The organism is Paenibacillus sp. J22P169, from assembly GCF_059691995.1.
In genome coordinates this window covers 397,446-411,391 of the sequence record NZ_JCAUAO010000003.1, presented here as the reverse complement: position 1 = coordinate 411,391, position 13,946 = coordinate 397,446, and the positions used below count along the sequence as shown (strand labels likewise).

15 protein-coding genes are annotated in these 13,946 nt (G+C 43.5%); 3 read left to right on the top strand and 12 right to left on the bottom strand.

The window, feature by feature from the left end; genetic code table 11:
• Positions 1-79 precede the first annotated feature (79 nt).
• The 3 genes from AC58QG_RS19605 to AC58QG_RS19595 all read right to left on the bottom strand — a co-directional run bounded on the left by AC58QG_RS19605 (position 80) and on the right by AC58QG_RS19595 (position 4,737).
• Entirely contained in the window at positions 80-1,681 is a 1,602-nt protein-coding gene (locus tag AC58QG_RS19605; RefSeq protein WP_497363814.1) for a type 2 periplasmic-binding domain-containing protein, read from the bottom strand.
• 1,053 nt (positions 1,682-2,734) lie between these two features.
• Positions 2,735-3,757, bottom strand: coding sequence for a LacI family DNA-binding transcriptional regulator (locus AC58QG_RS19600; protein WP_497363813.1), 1,023 nt, complete (start codon positions 3,755-3,757; stop codon positions 2,735-2,737).
• A gap of 170 nt (positions 3,758-3,927) precedes the next feature.
• A complete protein-coding gene (locus tag AC58QG_RS19595; protein ID WP_497363812.1) occupies positions 3,928-4,737 on the bottom strand; it encodes a phytanoyl-CoA dioxygenase family protein in 810 nt (269 codons plus the stop codon).
• Between the two features lie 158 nt (positions 4,738-4,895).
• Between AC58QG_RS19595 and AC58QG_RS19590 the strand changes: the two genes are divergently transcribed.
• Together AC58QG_RS19590 and AC58QG_RS19585 are read left to right on the top strand one after the other, a co-directional pair.
• A complete protein-coding gene (locus AC58QG_RS19590; RefSeq protein WP_497363811.1) occupies positions 4,896-5,672 on the top strand; it encodes a helix-turn-helix domain-containing protein in 777 nt (258 codons plus the stop codon).
• A gap of 106 nt (positions 5,673-5,778) precedes the next feature.
• Positions 5,779-6,222, top strand: a complete 444-nt coding sequence (locus AC58QG_RS19585; RefSeq protein WP_497363810.1) for a DUF4395 domain-containing protein — start codon at positions 5,779-5,781, stop codon at positions 6,220-6,222.
• 65 nt (positions 6,223-6,287) lie between these two features.
• On the opposite strand, the gene AC58QG_RS19580 is transcribed toward AC58QG_RS19585, so the two are convergent.
• The 8 genes from AC58QG_RS19580 to AC58QG_RS19545 all read right to left on the bottom strand — a co-directional run bounded on the left by AC58QG_RS19580 (position 6,288) and on the right by AC58QG_RS19545 (position 11,886).
• Entirely contained in the window at positions 6,288-6,827 is a 540-nt protein-coding gene (locus AC58QG_RS19580; protein ID WP_497363809.1) for a QcrA and Rieske domain-containing protein, read from the bottom strand.
• Between the two features lie 40 nt (positions 6,828-6,867).
• Entirely contained in the window at positions 6,868-7,287 is a 420-nt protein-coding gene (locus tag AC58QG_RS19575) for a hypothetical protein (protein ID WP_497363808.1), read from the bottom strand.
• 289 nt (positions 7,288-7,576) lie between these two features.
• Positions 7,577-8,107 (bottom strand): GNAT family N-acetyltransferase, encoded by a 531-nt coding sequence (locus tag AC58QG_RS19570; RefSeq protein WP_497363807.1) that lies wholly within the window; start codon positions 8,105-8,107, stop codon positions 7,577-7,579.
• Positions 8,104-8,673 carry an NUDIX hydrolase gene (locus AC58QG_RS19565; RefSeq protein ID WP_497363806.1) on the bottom strand — a complete coding sequence of 190 codons (570 nt, stop codon included), beginning with the start codon at positions 8,671-8,673 and terminating at the stop codon, positions 8,104-8,106. The genes AC58QG_RS19570 and AC58QG_RS19565 overlap by 4 nt, the downstream gene beginning before the upstream one ends.
• Before the next feature lie 87 nt (positions 8,674-8,760).
• Positions 8,761-9,138: a VOC family protein gene (locus tag AC58QG_RS19560; protein ID WP_497363805.1), complete on the bottom strand. Its 378-nt coding sequence runs from the start codon at positions 9,136-9,138 to the stop codon at positions 8,761-8,763.
• A gap of 125 nt (positions 9,139-9,263) precedes the next feature.
• On the bottom strand, positions 9,264-9,791 hold the full coding sequence (locus AC58QG_RS19555) for a GNAT family N-acetyltransferase (protein WP_497363804.1): 528 nt from the start codon (positions 9,789-9,791) through the stop codon (positions 9,264-9,266).
• Positions 9,792-9,815: 24 nt separating this feature from the next.
• Positions 9,816-10,862 carry a YkvI family membrane protein gene (locus AC58QG_RS19550; protein ID WP_497363803.1) on the bottom strand — a complete coding sequence of 349 codons (1,047 nt, stop codon included), beginning with the start codon at positions 10,860-10,862 and terminating at the stop codon, positions 9,816-9,818.
• 112 nt (positions 10,863-10,974) lie between these two features.
• Positions 10,975-11,886, bottom strand: coding sequence for a phosphotransferase family protein (locus AC58QG_RS19545; RefSeq protein WP_497363802.1), 912 nt, complete (start codon positions 11,884-11,886; stop codon positions 10,975-10,977).
• A gap of 146 nt (positions 11,887-12,032) precedes the next feature.
• On the opposite strand from AC58QG_RS19545, the gene AC58QG_RS19540 reads away from it, so the two are divergent.
• A complete protein-coding gene (locus AC58QG_RS19540; RefSeq protein ID WP_497363801.1) occupies positions 12,033-13,445 on the top strand; it encodes a discoidin domain-containing protein in 1,413 nt (470 codons plus the stop codon).
• Between the two features lie 48 nt (positions 13,446-13,493).
• On the opposite strand, the gene AC58QG_RS19535 is transcribed toward AC58QG_RS19540, so the two are convergent.
• On the bottom strand, positions 13,494-13,889 hold the full coding sequence (locus tag AC58QG_RS19535) for a hypothetical protein (protein WP_497363800.1): 396 nt from the start codon (positions 13,887-13,889) through the stop codon (positions 13,494-13,496).
• Between the last annotated feature and the right edge of the window lie 57 nt (positions 13,890-13,946).

The window sequence follows — 13,946 nt, the reverse complement described above, 5'->3', positions numbered from 1 at the left end:
CTCCTAGTTGTCTAATCCAGTTAGAAGGCAGAAGGAAACCCCTCAACAATCTAGGGTTCCCCTCGATGCCTGATTACGCTTATTTGAAATCGTTCAGCTTTTTATCCTTCAGTGCACCATTTATTTGCTTCGTATACTCCGTGAAAATTTCTCTTCCTTTGAATTTCGTCATGAGCTCTTCACGGTATTGCGGCCAGTTTTTGCCGCTCTTGTCTTCAAGCACGGCTTTGATGTGGAATTTACTCATTTCTTTGCGGAAATCTCCGATGTTAATGCCAGCTGGAGGAACTAAGCTCACAGGAGGCAACGCGTTATGCTTCGGAAAGCTCTCCACTGTTTTCAAAATCGCACGGTCGTGCTCAGAAATACGGGAATCGATCAGCTCAAATCCAAGAATATTCGGCTCATCCGGTGTAAAGGCCGCGTACACACTCAACCAGTTACCAGCTTTCGCGATATCGGCTTCGAAGTTAGCCACGTTTAACGTAATTTTGTTGCCAGCTTTGGTATAGTGCTTACCTTCTTGACCATAGTGCGTTAGCAAAAAGCCCTCTTCACCTGTCAACCAATTCAGAATTTCCATGGAGCGTTTTACTTTATCGGGGCTTTTGTCGGCCGTTGTTTTACTAACTAGGATCGTGGCTTCAGGTACGTTGTATTTCCAAATGATCGGCTTATCCAGCGGGAAAATAGGCTGCCAGTTCGCTTTAGGGTCTAGCGCCTTTGAGCGGTTTTGCACGCTAGTGGCCAAGCTGTCTAAGGCGACGCTTTTATCACCGCTGAAGAACATACCTACTTTGCCTTGAGCTGCTTTATCAAAATGCGCAGGTGCTTTATTCAGGAACCAATCCGGATCTACAATCCCTGCATTGTTCCATTCCACGACTTGTTCAAGGACACCTTGAACTTTAAGATCCGTGCGGTTATCCACGTAGCTGTTGTCAACAATTTGGAAGTCCGCGACAAAGCCGTTATTCAACCATTGTGGGAAGTCCATGGGTAAACTTACACCGCTGCCTGCTGCTGAGAAGCCATACGTATCTTGCTTGCCGTTGCCATCTGGATCGCCTTTGGTGAATTGCGTCATGACGTTGGTCAATTCGGCGTAATTCTTCGGGGACTTGAGTCCCAGCTTATCTAACCAGTCCTGACGGATGTACCAAGCCGCATAGGAATTACGTTGAAAAGGATCAATCGCCCGCGTGAACTCCCCTTGCTTCAGCTGGAACGCGTCCACTTCGTCCTTGGACACCCATTTGAAGTAGTTCGGCACAGCTTCCTTCGTGAAGTATGGAGCTAGATTAGCCGTGATGCCATCTGTGATGTATTTCTGCGACTCTGCGCCGCCAGCGATGAATAGATCTGGCGCGCTGCCTCCAGCCAATGTGGCATTGAGCTTATCATGGTACTCTTTGCCGATCACCATATAGTCAATTTTCAAATCTACGTTAAATTTCTCTTCGATGGCTTTTTTCACGAAATCTTTATCGCCGGAAGGTAGGGTCACATTCGCTAAGTACCCACTTGCTACAGACCAGTTCAAAGCGAGCTTAGCTGGCTTCGCTGCTCCAGTCGCATTGGGTGATCCAGTTGCCGTACCTGGTGTTTCTGTGGCTTTGTTATCTGAGCATCCTGTAAGTGCAAACATGGTGGCGAGTCCTAATAATGTCCATTTTTTCATTGTAAAAGCACCCCTCCTATTTATACATTCGTGAGCCTTGAACCGTGAAAGCGTGTAAAACACTAAACCGTAAGGACTAAAACGCAAACCGTAAATCACAAACTGTAAATCGCAAACCGTAAAGACTAAACAGTTAACCCCTCACTGCTGGTCTAGCGACATGGTAACGTTTACTTGTTCTTAGTATAGGTCGGTTACATGCTCGAAACTAGCAGACGATTTCAAGAAATAGTGGAGATAATACAGAACTGACTTAAAAGTGTGGAATGCCCTTGTCACTCACGCGCAAGTCGAAAAAATCGACTTACACACTCCACATGCCCTTGTCACGCACGCGTAAGTCGAAAAAATCGACTTACACACTCCACTTACCCTTGTCGCGCACGCGCAAGTCGAAAAAATCGACTTACACACTACACATGCCCTTGTCACGCACGCGCAAGTCGAAAAAATCGACTTACACACTCCAAAAGCGCTTGTCACTCACACGCAAGTCGAAAAAATCGACTTACACACTCCACATGCCTTTGTCACGCAAGCGTAAGTCGAAAAAATCGACTTACACACTCCACTTACCCTTGTCGCGCACGCGCAAGTCGAAAAAATCGACTTACACACTACACATGCCCTTGTCACTCACGCGTAAGTCGAAAAAATCGACTTACATACTCCAAAAGCCCTTGTCACGCGCGCGTAAGTCGAAAAAATCGACTTACACACTACACATGTCCTTGTCACGCACGCGCAAGTCGAAAAAATCGACTTACACACTCCACATACCCTTGTCACGCACGCGTAAGTCGAAAAAATCGACTTACACACTCCAAATGCCCTTGTCACGCACACGCAAGTCGAAAAAATCGACTTACACACTCCACATGCCCTTATCACGCACACGCAAGTCGAAAAAATCGACTTACACACTCCACATGCCCTTGTCGCGCACGCGCAAGTCGAAAAAGTCGACTTGCACCTCGTTTCACCACCGTCGCACGTGTAAGTCCAATAAAAAACGCCGCAAGCTCCCACAAAAGGAGACTGCGACGTATTTATTTACTCAGCCAAGTTGGTTGTTTCTCGTTCTATAAATGTAAGCGGGACTTCAAATTCTCGCTCCTCACTCGCCTCTACCGTATGTCCAAACTTATGCAGCAATTTGCTAATGGCCATTTTGGCCTGAAGCTCATAAGGAATATCCCAGCTAGAAATGCCAGGGTAACTATGCATCGCTATATAGTCATTATTAATACCGATCATTTGTAGTCGGTCCGGTATGTCGATCTTTAATTTATTCGCTGCCGAAAGCAGTTTCAAGGCAACATGATCATCAAACGCAATGATCCCTGTTCGCTTCGCTGGCCCCGCCATCACCTCTTGGAGAAATGTCTCCATATCCAATTCCTTCATTTCGACGATGTGATGGGGAATTTCCACGGTCAGTTGTTGTATGCCTAGATTAAATCCATTTCGCCGCTGTTCATCGATCACATTCGAATGCTTGCTACTCACGTAGATGAGGGAATCGCAGCCACGATCCACAAGCAGCTTCGTCGATTGTCTGCAAGCCTCGGCAAAGCCTAGATTTACTGCCCCAACGGCAATATCCTCCGGCCACCCCCAGCCATTAATGAGCACTAAAGGTGTTCCGCTATTTACGATGGCGCGCGTGGAATCCATTCCCATCGCTAGTCCATGACAGATGAGTCCATCTACTCTTCGCTGCAGCAAAACTTCTAAGTTTCTCCGTTCAATGGTCGGATCGAATCCTCCTGAGGAAAAGACCGATAAATGATAGCCCGCATGATGGGCTTCTAGCTGTAAAAACTCCGCTAATCGTCCATAATAGCTCGTCAACCCAGGAACGATGAGGCCAATTTCAAAGGTTTTGTTACGACTTAACCCTGCTGCCATGGTATTACGTCGATATCCCAATTGTTCTGCAGCCAATTCGACTTTGCGAATTGTCTCTTTGGACGATCGGATCCCACCTCGATTCAGCACATTGGAGACCGTGGCAATCGATACCCCTGCTGCTGCTGCCACATCTACAATGGTGACTTGTTTTGGTTTACTCATTCGTGATTCAGCTCCATCGGTTAAACGTTTAACAATCCCTTTAAGATTAAATTGTACCGTTTACGCTGTCAAGCGAAATGCGAAGGATTCCCCGAATTATTTTCAAAAAAAAGAATCGCTCTCTGGACATGAACAATGCCCAAGTAACGATTCCTGTCTTATTACTCCTATTAATGCGGGTACACTGTCTTGAACTCGTCGCCACAGGGACCGCCACTTGGGTTAATCTCTAAGGAGACAGGCTCCCCGTTGGATCGGTACAAAGGTCGGTAATGATTGCTAATATGCGTTGCAGAAGCATTGGCATAATGACAGATAAACGCGCGGCGGAAGCGATCCTTGGACTTATTTCGATAAGACCCATGAATCAAATTACCATTGAAAAAGAGAACGTCGCCTCGGTCCATGATGACTGGCATTGCTTTCTCGTCTTTAGGCGGCTTCACGTAGTGGGTCGTAAATGATTCCTTCGCATCCGCGACATCTGGACATGAAATTTCGAGTGCATTCGTTTTCGGAACAACGAGCAGCCCCCCATTTTCCTCATCGGCCGCGTCGATCGCCGTCCAAGCTGCAATACAATTGCCTGGCTCTACTTGCAGATAGAAGTTATCCTGATGCAGCGCCTGCCCCCGGGAACCCGGTGGTTTGTAATAAAACATGCTTTGCGCAGCCAGCGCTTCCTCTTCATACAAATCTGCTAGTACTTCTAATACAGGCTGATGCAGCATATAGGTCTTGGCTGTCTCATTAAACCGATGCGGGTGCATGACACGCGGGTAGCGTTTCAAGGGATCTACGACTTCTGCCGTTAACTCTGGCTCAAAATAACCAGGAATCATTTGATTGCTGATCGCTTCAAAGGTTTCATCAATTTCAGCCAAATTCCCCTCTGAAAACAATCCTTTCACGATTACGTATCCCTCTGTTTCAAAATGCTGCTTTTGTTCCTTCGTCAGTTTAACTAGTGTTTTCGTCATCACTCTTACCTCCCTAATCAACTTGTATTTCTATGTCTTTAGAATAACGAAATATCTGGTTACATAGAAGTATTAATCATGCTAATGATTCCTACAATCCTGCTATTTCATGGTATACTAAAATCTATCTTAAACAGGTGAAGAAGGGATTTCCCAACATGATATTGGATACAAATGAGTTGTTCGCTGGCCATTACATAGAAACTGATTCGTATTTGTTGAAACGTCCCCACGGTCGGGATGATTGGTTATTGATGTTTACCTTGGAAGGAGCAGGCTTCGTTAATTACCAAGGCACTGAACATATCTGCAAGAAAGGAGCCCTCGTTTTATTGGCACCTGGAACTCCCCATCATTATGGCACGATGAAAAGCCATACCTGGCAATTCGTATGGGCGCATTTCCCCTCCACACTAACAGAAACCAACTTGCTCCCACAGGAGGGGCAACTCCTCGTCAACATTGAGAACGAATCCATCCAAGAGCGAATTTACCTAGCCTTTGCCCGCATTTTGGCAGATTCCCGTGAACGCGGTGAGTATTGGTTCGAGCTATGTTGCAGTTCTTTACGTGAAATTCTCCTCATCATGGCTCAGAAAAGCATGCGCAAAATGGACCCTCGCATTGAAGAAGTTCTTCACTTGCTATCACAACAGATGCGCGAACAGATACGCCTTGAGGATCTTGCTCAGACAGTCGGTCTCTCGCCGTCGAGATTATCTCACCTTTTCAAAGCGAGCACGGGCTATTCCATCATTGATACATTGAATCGTATGAGGATCCAACAAGCAGTTTTGATGTTAGCCCATTCGGGACGCAGTGCTTCGGATGTTTGTTACGACGTTGGCTTTCAGAATTATAACCATTTCACGAATCAATTTCGCAAATGGCAGGGCATGACCCCGAGTATGTTTATGAAAAACCCACGTCAATGAGAAAACCTCTATCGCGGCCATTTATAATTTAATTTATTCCTACCAGAATACTATGAATTAGTGTATAATGGTGATACTAACATTTCATTGTGAATGGAGGATGACCATGACGAACCCACTTTTGCATGGCGATTACGATTGTGTAGATGAGGTTCCCTTGCATCGCGTGCGGGGTAATCAACTAGGTATTCTGTTAAGTATAGTTGCCAGTGTTCTCAGTCAGCAGCTATGGATTCTTGTCGTTCCTTTGATCATTCAGCTAATTAGTCGTTCTTATGGCGTAAAATATAATCTATTCGTCCGACTGTTCTCTCCACTCTTTCCTGTCAGTGCCCGAACGGAAAGCCGCGAGTTGCTTCGTTTCAACAATTTGCTTGCCATACTTTTCCTCATTGTTACCTTAGCGGCTTCAATATTAAATATCACGACATTGGCCTACATCACGCTCAGCATGCTCACCATAGCTGTCGTGCTGGCGTTAAGCGGCTTTTGCTTTGGATGTTTCATGTATTTTCACTGGAAACAATATTGGGCGCGAAGATCTGCCTAAGTCTATATGCTGAAAACCACAACCATTTACGGTTGTGGTTTTTGGTTTCATATTAACAATTACGTTCACTTCACTGGCGCCGAAATATCCACGTACACATGCCCCTCTATAATAAGGGGGTGATATTTTTCCAATCTCGGCAGAGCCATACCGACAGCATTTCCCACAATATCGAATTCAGCCCCATGACATGGGCACCAGAAGAAAAGCTCCTTTTTTCGATTGCGCTGCGCTTCCGTTGCCGGCTCCACCGAACAGCCCAGATGCGTACATGCCGGTGAAAGAATGACAAGCGCGCCGCTCTCGTCTTTCGTCACATAGACGAAACCTTGCTTAGGCGTCTTTACCCAGGCATCCTCGATCGTAGCGGAATAGTGAACCCTTTCGAAACCAGTTATGGCATGCAGCTGCTCCACCTCACCGACCTTCACGAAACTACTCGGCATTGCCTTAGTGGTCTGCCCTTCCTGCTTTTTTTTCTGGACTGCTCCGTAATAAAACAAAGTCGTATTCCCTAGTAAAAGGCCAGAAACGCCTAGCACTAATTTACTTGATGAGCTTAAAAAGGATCTTCTTGTGATCTTGCGCGGCAAACGTGCAGTCATAAGGGCGGTCAACTCCTTCGTAAGCATATTGTGAATAACGCTATATTTTATACCCTGATGCTTTTAACTGTAGACCCATCCATAAGAATAAAGAAGGAACAATAAAAGACCAAAACGTAACATGCGGGCCTGGATCTATATTCAACGCATCTACAAACCCAAATACATACAAGTAATACCCTAGGAATATCATCCAGTTAAATCCCATGAGGCTAGGGAATATCCAAGCATATAAGCCAAGTAGGAAACCGACTACGCTAACCAATGAGACAGATAGCAGATTGGCAGCGACTGACCCCATTGGTCTAAGAAAGACATTGCCAAGTGTAACATATCCAAAAAAGACTAACAGCATCATAAAAAAGATGAGTGCGGGGTGATTCCCACTTGCTAATAGCATACCTGACAGCACAAGGATCAGCATGTGAAAAACAAAGGATAGCAGGATATTCCGAGTCATATTCCCTCCCCTCTCGGCGCATAACCAGATACACTTCTTCCTTATTTTAACATATGCGTAACAAAAAAGAAGCCGGATCCTAGATCACAGCTTCTTCCTTCTTGCGTTTTATCCGAAAAGAGAAATTAAACATATTGCAGGCAATACTTTATTCAATTTCAATTCCAATATGGATACATTATATTATTCGAACATTATCCGGTAAACAAGTTTACTTCTTTTTTCAATTCTAACGCAGTAATTTTTAGTATGCCCACATTTTCTCCATGTATACATGAGAATCTCAGATTTATTTGGAACTGATATGAAATAGCACATGTTTATTTAAAGGACTATCCATCTCCACTTTCGGGTGGTTGAACGTTTTAACAAGATGCATGCCGATTTTTATCATAACTCTTTGTGAAGGCTTATTCACATCGGCTGTAAAACTATACACATCGTTCAATCCCAATTCGTTAAATCCATACTGTAAACAGGCTTCGGCCCCCTCCGTTGCATAGCCTTTTCCCCAAGCTTCCTTCTTTAGTCTCCAAGCAATTTCTGTACACGGTGTAAAATCAGACTCAAAGGTTGCCCTATGAAATCCAATAAACCCGATAAACTCTTTATTTTCTTTTACTTCTACGGCATATAAACCGAATCCATACTCTTTAAATTCCGATCGGATAGCGTTATAGAGCACATTTGTTTCATCTTTGGATGAAGTTTTGGGAAAATACCTCATCACCTCTTTATCCGCATTTAATTGGCAAAATGGCTCCAAGTCCGCTTCTTCCCAGTCGCGTAATTGCAATCTGGCTGTTTCCAAATAAATCATTTCACACCTCCGAAAGATGCAATATTGGCCTGCAATTTTTCATTGAATAACGCTACATATTGTTTCATATGTCCACTGTTTTCAGTCGAATTATCTATTACCTCCGACGAAATAGCCGACAGTTTCCCCTCTAGGTAAGTGCAGTGATGATGGTAAGGTGACTCTTCGTTCAAGTAAGTCATGATGATTGGCAAATTCGCAGCGAGACCTTGATTCTTGGGGTTCATGATCCATTCCGTGGATTTCCAGTCCAAAATACCTTCCGTCGTTTTCTTAGGCGTACCGTACAAGCGATCTTCCGGAACCTGTGCTGCATACAAATACATGCCCCCGAACTGCTGGTGATCGACTGTCCATGTGACCAGCCCTTTATACTGCAGTTGATAGTCAGATTCCACCATTTCGGTCTCCTCGGTTATTTCGCGAACCATGGAGTGCCTAGGTGATTCATGCTTTTCTAGCTTCCCGCCGATACCATTCCAACATCCCATCCAACTAGGGAACTCTCTATTCAGCAATAACACAAGATTGCCTTGTCTAATGAAGCAAATGTTAAAAGTAATCATTTTTCCTCCAGCATGTACAATGGCATAAAAAAAGAGCTGCTTCCATTCAGCTCCTGAACTATCGTTATTTGGGTAATGATGTAATGATTACTTTTTTTCCAGAATCGCAAAGTAATTTCCTTCATCATCAGCAAAGTTGAAAACTCTTCCGGTAGGCATCGTAACAAGGTCGCCAACTGTGATGTTTTTGTCTTTAAATTCTTGATACAAGCTATCCAGATCCTCCGAGAAAAACAATAACGAAGGTGTGCCAAGATTTAATTGCGGCTGCATTTTGGCGATGAGATCTTTATTGTGGAGAATAATGCTCGTTTGCGCATCGTTCGTTGGAGAAATTTCAAACCATCTCATGGGTCCGTGATTTTCTTCTGAAACTAATTTAAAACCTAACTTTTCTGTCCAAAATTTCAAAGAAGCCTCTTGGTCATTCACATATAACATAATTTGACCGACTTTCGTAATCATGTGCCATTCTCCATTTCGATTAAATTTGTATATATTGTTCTTTGCCCTCGAAACATTTCAATAACATATAGACATCATAATTGTACAGAATATTACAATTCAGTTCAACTAACTTGTCCTCACTCTTACAGTAGGTGCTTGGCATAACAATGCCTTGGCTTGCCATTGTACATGAGGCGGGTAAATTGCAGAGTAAACCCCTCTGCTTCTAAATTGTGTTTGCTCACAACATTTTGTGGATGCACCGTTGAATATAAGTATCGGTAGCCGTTTTCCCGCGCTCGCCTTTCACGTAAGGCATGGAAATAGCGTTGTAAGCCCTGACCGCGAGCAGATTCATGGACGATTGTAGCATCAAGGATGGCTACGTATGGTAAATCTGACTCTGGTACCCCAAATTCCCGGCCAAGATTACTTTCACTCCGACCAGGGAACGCCAATATGGAATAGGCAACGAGCTCCTCATTTAGAAAAGCGCCGTATATCTCACCTTTTTCTTGTATATGAACTTCCAAGTAATCTTCATCACCCATGGCAAAGTGATCTTGCGAAGCAAGCCGAGATACGACATCAACCATAAGGGCTTGAATCGCTGGAACATCCGAATACCCTAATCGGCGGATCTCCACATTCCTATTTTTGTTGACTAACATGACTAGTGCTCCTTCGATTGTAGGTTACTTATTTGGGACGGGTCTGACGATTAAAAAAATAAGAAGAATCATTCCCATATACCCGAATACTGGGTACAGATACGTAAGAAGTGATGTAAAACCAACCTGACTGATTAATAAACAAGTTACCAAAGTAGCTAGAACTACCCAATTTCGTGGGAGTGGATATATCCGCCCAATATGCCGAGTGATCCCAAACACATTACCAATGATCGTCGTTAATATTTCCCCATAAATGACCAATATGAATAAGACATGGAAGAATCGCCCAAAACCGCGAATAATTTCAGCCATCGGAATATCGAAATTCAAAATCTCTGGCATCCGTGAATGTATCGCAAAATGGCTTATTAGCAGCATAACTCCAAGCCCTATGCCTCCCCATAAGCCTCCCCATTTCAGAATGCTCTCATCCTTCACCTCACTGCCTAAAGGCACCAAGACCGCTTGAGCAAAGGCAAAATTTAAGGCGACATAGATAAAAGGGCTAATAATCCATTTCAAATCGTTCAACGATTGCCGCTCTTGCCAATTCGTCGCTTCGCCAATGCCATCTACGCCAACGACACGGATGATCACAAGGAACATAAAAAATAACATCAAAGGGACCACCAGCGAATTTGCCGCTAAAATCCCGTTCATTTCTTTGCTCATCACCAGGTAGCTCAGTAGAATACTAATAATGATTCCAAATTGATACGGTAGTCCCAGCTGCTCCTCAAAAATAGAGCCGGTCCCCGACATCATTACAGCGGTGACGCCAAATAAGATAATAAATGTTAAGGTATTGGCGACTTTTCCAAAAAAAACTCCAAATAGATAATTGTTCAGCTCCTGATACGAGGACGCCTTCAGTCTATGGGAGAGGATCATCATTTTCGTACCAATCCATATAAAAAAGAACGTTGCAATCAATATGCCAACTCCGCCATATGCGCCATAGATCGTGAAGAAATGCATGATAGACTGCCCCGAGGCAAATCCTGCACCAACTACTGTCCCCATGTACGTAGCGGCGATTTGTGAGATCATAAGCGTTTTCGGATTCATAGCTCCCCCATAGTCAAGCAGTATCTTGTACAATCTCAGTGTATGTACGATAAGCTTGTATATGCCAGTTGACAGGAGTAATCCGTTCCTAACTATTTTTGACAGTACTAACTCAGGAAGTAAACCAGTTGGGGATACATTTCTCGAAGTTGTGATGATCATCTAAGACAACACGAATTCTAGCTAACATCGATTCAAGCTGCTCAGGAACAACCTGCAACGTCCAAGTTATAGTTGGAAAGATAATCATTGCGGTATATAAAGCATACAATTTCCAGAACTCAAGTGGAATGGAGCCATTGAAGTAACCTTGGATTTGCCCTATACAAAATGGCGTGCTAATCTCGCGGCTAAAATAAGCGATTTTCAAAAAATCATGATACGGGTCTCCCCAGTCGTACCGATTAAAATCAATTGCCCCTGCATAGCCTCGCTCATGAATAAGAAGGTTGCTTGTATGAAAATCATCATGCTGGAAACGATTTGGTCGATTCACCATTTCCAATACATGTTGATTAATGAACGAGATAATGGCCTCCTCTTCGCGAAGCTTAACGCCACAATTTCGATAACTTTCATATTGACGATTATGTTTGGATACTCTTTTTGCATACCAGTCTTCTGCGTGAGGTGCAGTTATTTCATGCATGATTCGAAGTTCTTGTCCTGCCTGAATGCCAATTTGGTATTGTTCGTCAACCGATAAGGAAGGTAATATCTCGGAAGCATCCTCCCCCTCCACATAACTCAGTAGCATATAACAAATATCTAATGCTGCTATCGAGCCAAATTCAATTGGTTTTGAGGTTTTTACCCCCAGGTCAAATACGTTAGCAACAATTTCAAATTCTGATCGCTTTTGTTGCATTTGTTTCAAAGGTGACGTGCGTAATACATATTGGGCACTTTTACTTTTCTCATATACAAAATACTTACTATCGAAGGAGAATCCTTTCGTAACCCGTGTAATTTCGGTCACGTTTTTCAAGGACGGTATATGAGTATGAAGATCAGATAAGTTCATAGGAATCCTCCTTTAGTTAAGAAATGCAAAAATTACACAATACCATATAAAGATAGCCACTACCTTTTATGCCTAGCAAGATCTACGATTAGAGATGTATTCATGACGCTACAAATGTAAGCGTTACCAAAACGAGGAGGTTATTTATGCCAAAGTCCATGAAGCTTCCAACTAGATCTGCACAGTTACACTTAGCGGTACTCATTATGATGTTAGTCCTCTCACTAATCGTTCCAGGGCGTGGCTATGCCGCTACTACGAATTGCAGTACTGCTTCCTGCCTCACGAATGCGTTGGCCAGCGCTGCAGCCGGTGATACCATTATTCTCGCATCTGGTACCTACACAGGGAATTTTGTTGCTGCTGCCAATGGAACCTCATCTAACCCGATTGTCCTTAAGAGTGCAAGTGCTTCTTCCAAAGCTATCTTAAATGGAGGAGGCACCTCAAGCGGATATGCTTTATACATTACAGGAGATTATGTTCAAATCAAAGACTTGAAAATTACAAATGCGAAGAAAGGGATTATGCAAGATAACGCGAACAATGGTTTGATTGATGGCGTTGAAGTTTACAATATCGGAGAAGAGGGCGTCCATTACCGCGATGGGAGCTCGAATAATACGATTCAGAATTCCTCTGTCCATGATACGGGCACGCTTACCCCAGATTATGGTGAAGGTGTCTATGTCGGCTCTGACGTAGGTAAATGGGGAACTTATAATGCGGCGACGAACAACAATAAAATTAGCAATGTAACCATCGGCCCGAACGTTAGAGCTGAATCTGTGGACATTAAGGAAGGTACGACAGGGACCATCGTGGAAAACAGTACATTTAATGGTACAGGGATCAGTGGAGCCAATTTCTCTGACAGCTTTATGGATGTTAAAGGGAATGATTCAATCATCCGGAATAACACCGTGAATCGGAATGGTAATTCAGTCATTATCGATGCCTTTCAGGTTCATGAACGTTCGACAGGATGGGGCTTTAATAATGACTTCTACAACAATATTGCGAATATGGATAATAGCACACCTTATGTTGTTAATGTAGATAGCGGATCTGCTAAAGCATGTGGAAACACACGCAGTCCTTCCGGCAATATGTATTTGGGAAGCGTTACCACCTACACAAGCTGTTCGGGAGGCGGAGGCACAAGTCCTGTTCTACTGGGCGTATCCGGCGTAACGGATAGTGGTAATGATGGGAATGTCCCGCAAAATACAATCGACAACAGCTTGAGCACGCGTTGGTCCTCACAAGGTGATGGACAATGGATAAGGTACGACTTAGGCTCCAGTAAAACTGTTGCTTACTTGTCCATTGCTTTTCATCAAGGAGATGTACGTACCACAACGTTCGATTTGCAAGTATCCACAGATGGCACGGTGTGGTCAACGGTCGTGAGCAATAAAGTGAGTACGCAGACACTCTCTCAGGTGCAATACGATTTCACAGACACCGTCGGTCGCTATGTAAGGATCGTAGGCCATGGCAACTCATCCGGAAATGGATGGAATAGTATCACAGAGGTAGATATTTACGGGAATTAATCGTAAGAAAGACTGCCGACCTAGGGTTCGGCAGTTTTCTTTATTTATTCAGCCAGGGACCTTGAGACTCTTTCTTGTTCTTGTGATCATTACCAGTAATATCAGAATAATTATTATTAAAAATGAGTTAATTCCATAATACAAGTATGTTAATTTCATTCTCTTAAGCCATTCACTCACCAAATAGCCAGACTTGCCAATCTTTTCTACATGAGCCTCTAATTGGGGATATGAATTAAACTCCGAATTTAACAATGGAAATTCCATTGCTGGTCCCAATAAAAGAGGTGGGTAATATTCAACCCATACTTTATTGGTCCAACGATCTGTTTTGTATCTCATGTCACCTTCAAAAGTTTTATAATTCCATCGGAAACTCGCAAATATATTTAGCAAAACAATAACAATTGTAAGGGCAAACAGAATTACCTTTCGTTTATCCAAAACATTCTCCTCCTACCTACGTCGGTGCCAGCACTTCTGGTATTTATCGAGTAAAAA